The sequence below is a fragment of the Leptospira adleri genome (genome assembly GCF_002811985.1).
Classification (GTDB): Bacteria; Spirochaetota; Leptospiria; order Leptospirales; family Leptospiraceae; genus Leptospira; species Leptospira adleri.
The window spans coordinates 1-3592 of the sequence record NZ_NPDU01000136.1 but is presented as its reverse complement, the minus strand read 5'-3'; the positions used below and the strand labels follow the sequence as shown (position 1 = coordinate 3592).

At 41.5% G+C, this 3592-nt stretch carries 3 protein-coding genes; all 3 read right to left on the bottom strand.

Features of this window, described 5'->3' with window-relative positions:
* Positions 1 to 455, bottom strand: a 455-nt coding sequence (locus tag CH376_RS23625) for an acyl-CoA dehydrogenase family protein (RefSeq protein ID WP_338066242.1), incomplete at its 3' end; no start/stop codon positions are given.
* Between the two features lie 754 nt (positions 456 to 1209).
* Complete coding sequence (locus tag CH376_RS23620; RefSeq protein WP_100786009.1) at positions 1210 to 1599, bottom strand: hypothetical protein; 390 nt, start codon at positions 1597 to 1599, stop codon at positions 1210 to 1212.
* 5 nt (positions 1600 to 1604) lie between these two features.
* On the bottom strand, positions 1605 to 3011 hold the full coding sequence (locus CH376_RS23615; RefSeq protein WP_243394741.1) for an APC family permease: 1407 nt from the start codon (positions 3009 to 3011) through the stop codon (positions 1605 to 1607).
* Positions 3012 to 3592: the final 581 nt, after the last annotated feature.

Genomic DNA, 3592 nt, shown 5'->3' with positions numbered 1-3592 from the left:
GGTGAATTTGTGATATAAGTCTTTTGACCCGAAAGGTGATAGATACCTTTTGAAATTTCCTTCGCGACAGTCTTGATTGCGGATACATCCGAACCGGAATCCGGTTCCGTGATCCCTAAGGATCCGATCTTTGTGCCTTGATTGATTTCCGGGAGATATTTTTTCTTCTGTTCTTCTTTTCCAAAATGATGAATGGGCAATCCAAAAAGCCCGCCCGAGGCTCCGACGGAAAAGAAAGTGGAACCGCAAGCCTTTCCTAATGTTTGCATGGCAAGAATGGAGCGTAACGTGCCCGCGTTTTGACCGCCGTATTGTTCTTCGTGAGGTAGGCCAATGTAGCCGATTTGTGCGAGTTTGTGAAAGTGTGACTTCGGAATTTCTTTTTTTCTATCCGCTTCTTCGGCATGAGGTTCGATTTCTTTTTTGCAAAAATCGGAAAAAAGATTTGTGAACATTAGTTCATCTTCTGAAAGTTTAAAGTCCATTGTTCCCCCGGATAACAGGTGCGAATATTCTTTTGATTCTTTTTTTGGCAATGGATTTATGTTCTAATGGAAAAAGAAAATCGAGTTCTGATTTCACGCGTTATTACTTAGAGGTTTCGCGTTGATCAGAAAAGGCGCGGATTCTTCTTGTAAGCCGCTTTAAAAAATTTTATAGAACCTAAATTTTACATTCCTTCTTCTTTTTATCTGGTTTGTCGGAAATGGATTTTATAAGAGTTCAGTCACGTCCTTGAATACAAAAGGAAAGAATTAAGAATTAAGAATTAAGAATTAAGAATTAAGAATTAAGAATATTCAAAATACATTATTGGATCAGGTCGGATTGGATCGCAAGCTATCGGGATTGACGTTTGTATGTCTGTGTTCCCCAATTCTGATTTCGTTCGATAGGATCGGCTAAGGTGGCGGGTTGTTTTAGTCGATTTTGAGCGTTTGAAGGCGATTTGAACTTTTACAAAAGGCCGTGAAATCAGGTTTTGGACGATTTTTGAATATGTGTGGAGTTAGCGGAGCTATAAATCGTTGCATTTTTTTAGAGGTTTGGACCGGAGTTCGGCTAAAATTCTGAAAAGAGAATTTCGAAAAGGATTCGGGTTGTTCGAAAAAAAGATAAGCAGAGGAAAAACTAAATTCTTTAAATATGAAAATCGAATCTCTTCCGTCGCGGGAGAGATAAAGCGCGTCTAACGTTCTTAATTGAAAATTATTTATTTCTTCTTATTTTCCTTCCGTAGATCCAGCCTGCGATCAGCAAAGGAAAGCCGATCCAGGAAGCGACGAGGGACAATGGATTGGAATGGCTCGCGCTGATTCCCGGGACCTGCAACGCTAAGCCCGCCAGAAGAAGGATCACGTGCAGTTCGGCGTATTTCGATCGCTGGACAAAGGTATAATTTCCGAGTCCTGATCCGGTGAGAAATGCAAAGAGTCCAAAGAAGATTCCGATTCTTCCAGAGATCAGGGAGAATTCTTCCGCGATAGGAACGAACGACGAAAGAAGGGGAAGAAAGATTCTTAAAGTCAAAAAGAGAATCGAAAAAATTCCCAGATAGGAATGAAGATTGAGTCTCTGCTTTGCCCTGAGACGAAACAAGAATTTTACGGTTCTCCGCTCGTTACTGGCACGGGTTCGTTTTCCGGGAGAAGGCTTGTCGCGATGATCTCCGGAGAATCCGCGTCCAATGGCGCCGCAATCGGACGAGAAGAATTTTGATTCATCTTAAAATAGTAATACATCGGAACCGAAAGAAGCGTGAAGCTGATTCCCCAAAAGGCTTCGGTTGGTTTGTTCCAGATGAGAGTCGCTATGATCACCACGTTTGAAAAGATATAGAGATACGTTGTATAAGGATATCCTGGAATTCTAAACTTAAGTTTATAATGTCTTTTTTCAAAAAGAATCGGCGTGTAAGCCGTGATCGTCGCCAGGAGAAGAGTGGAACAAGTGATAAGATAAAGAAGGCTTTCGATCTCTTTCACAAAACAGAAGAGACAGGCATAGGCGCACTGAAAGGCAAGCGAAGTGTAAGGACTTTTGTGTTTTGGATGCAATTTCGCCATGCTCGGAAAGAAGAATCCGTCTCTCGCCATCGCAAAGTAGATTCTTGAACCTCCGATGATATAAGCTGAGATAGATCCTAAAAAAGCCCAACATATAAACGCAGTTATAAAGATTGTGGCTTTGGGGCCGAAAAGCGCTGAAGACGCGGTGATTCCTATTTTATCTCCTGAAAGTTCGCGGATTGTTCCTGAACTTAAAAAAAGAAAATTCATAAGAATGTAGAGAACGGTGACTAACGCGCAGGAATAAAGAACCGCTTTGTAGATGTTTCGATCCGGATCCTTCACTTCTTCCGCAACATAAGTGATCATGTTCCATCCGAGATAGGAATAAGTAACCGGAATGACCCCGGCGAGAAGCAATTCCATTCCGCTCAGGCTAGACGGAAAAAAATCAAATGATTGAAATCGGGAGGTTTCAAAATTGCCGATCGTAAATCCTAAAATGACAAAGGAAACCAATCCTAAAATTTTCACTCCCGTAAAAAGATTTTGAATTCGGGAGGCTGTGGAAATTCCAAAAAAATTAATAATCGTAAATAGAAGAATTGCACCCATCGCGAGCATCTGCGCGGTTCCGATGGAAATTGTTAGTCCAAAAAAGGGGAATTCAAAAAAGTAGATGTCCCAGGAAGGATTGATAAGCGAAAAGAACGATTTAGAAAATGCTAATGCAGAAAGAGAGATGGACGCGGAAAAATTAATAGAGAGAGAAAGCCATCCGCTAGCAAAGGCCACAATCGGAGAATATGCTTCCTTGAGATAGACGTAATCTCCTCCCGCGTAGGGAAAGAGCGACGCCGATTTTGCGTAAGACATCGCGCCGGCCACTGCGAGAAAACCTCCCAAGATCCATGCGAGAAGGACTAAATTCGGATTCGGAACCGTATGAAGAATGTATCCAGTCGTTATGAAAATTCCCGGTCCAACCATGGAGCTGAACATGAGGGAAATGGAATCAAATAGATTGAGGGATCTCTTGAGTTGCATCGATTCTGACAGAATGGAGGTCTCGTTTTCGCAAACAAGGATTTTTCCTTTTAGAGGATTTCGATTCTTCTGTGAAGAGGGAAGGCGGTCTTCCGACCACAAATCTCTTTAAAATAAGATCCGTATATTTAAAGAAGAATTTGGATGTGCCGTTTGTTCTCTTTTTAAGGGCAAGGAGCTTCTGCAGAAGTGTTGCGGCTGGTCTTCCGACCATATATTATGTCGACCACGGAGAAATTTGTTTCCGAAGATAAAATCATTGAGACAAAAGAATGCGATCAGAACGTTCTAAAATTTCTTTCTCCATACCTTTCCATAGCAAAGCTTTCAACTGCGATCTGAAGAGACATAATGAAATAATTCTTATTCTAAAGAAACTGAAGAATTTTTATAAATTCTATTTGACTAGGCAGAAGTGATTTATACTTTGGTCCATACGGCTGTTTCAGAAATGAGACAGCACCAAGCGCCCAACTGTTTAGCTTCTGAATCCGTTCGCGAGAGATTGCGGACCAGATATAGGAATCGGAAACGGG

What these genes read in the sequence shown, in the direction of transcription:
- CH376_RS23615 (WP_243394741.1), bottom strand. Translation starts at nt 3,011, where the DNA reads ATGTTCAGCTCCATGGTTGGACCGGGAATTTTCATAACGACTGGATAC.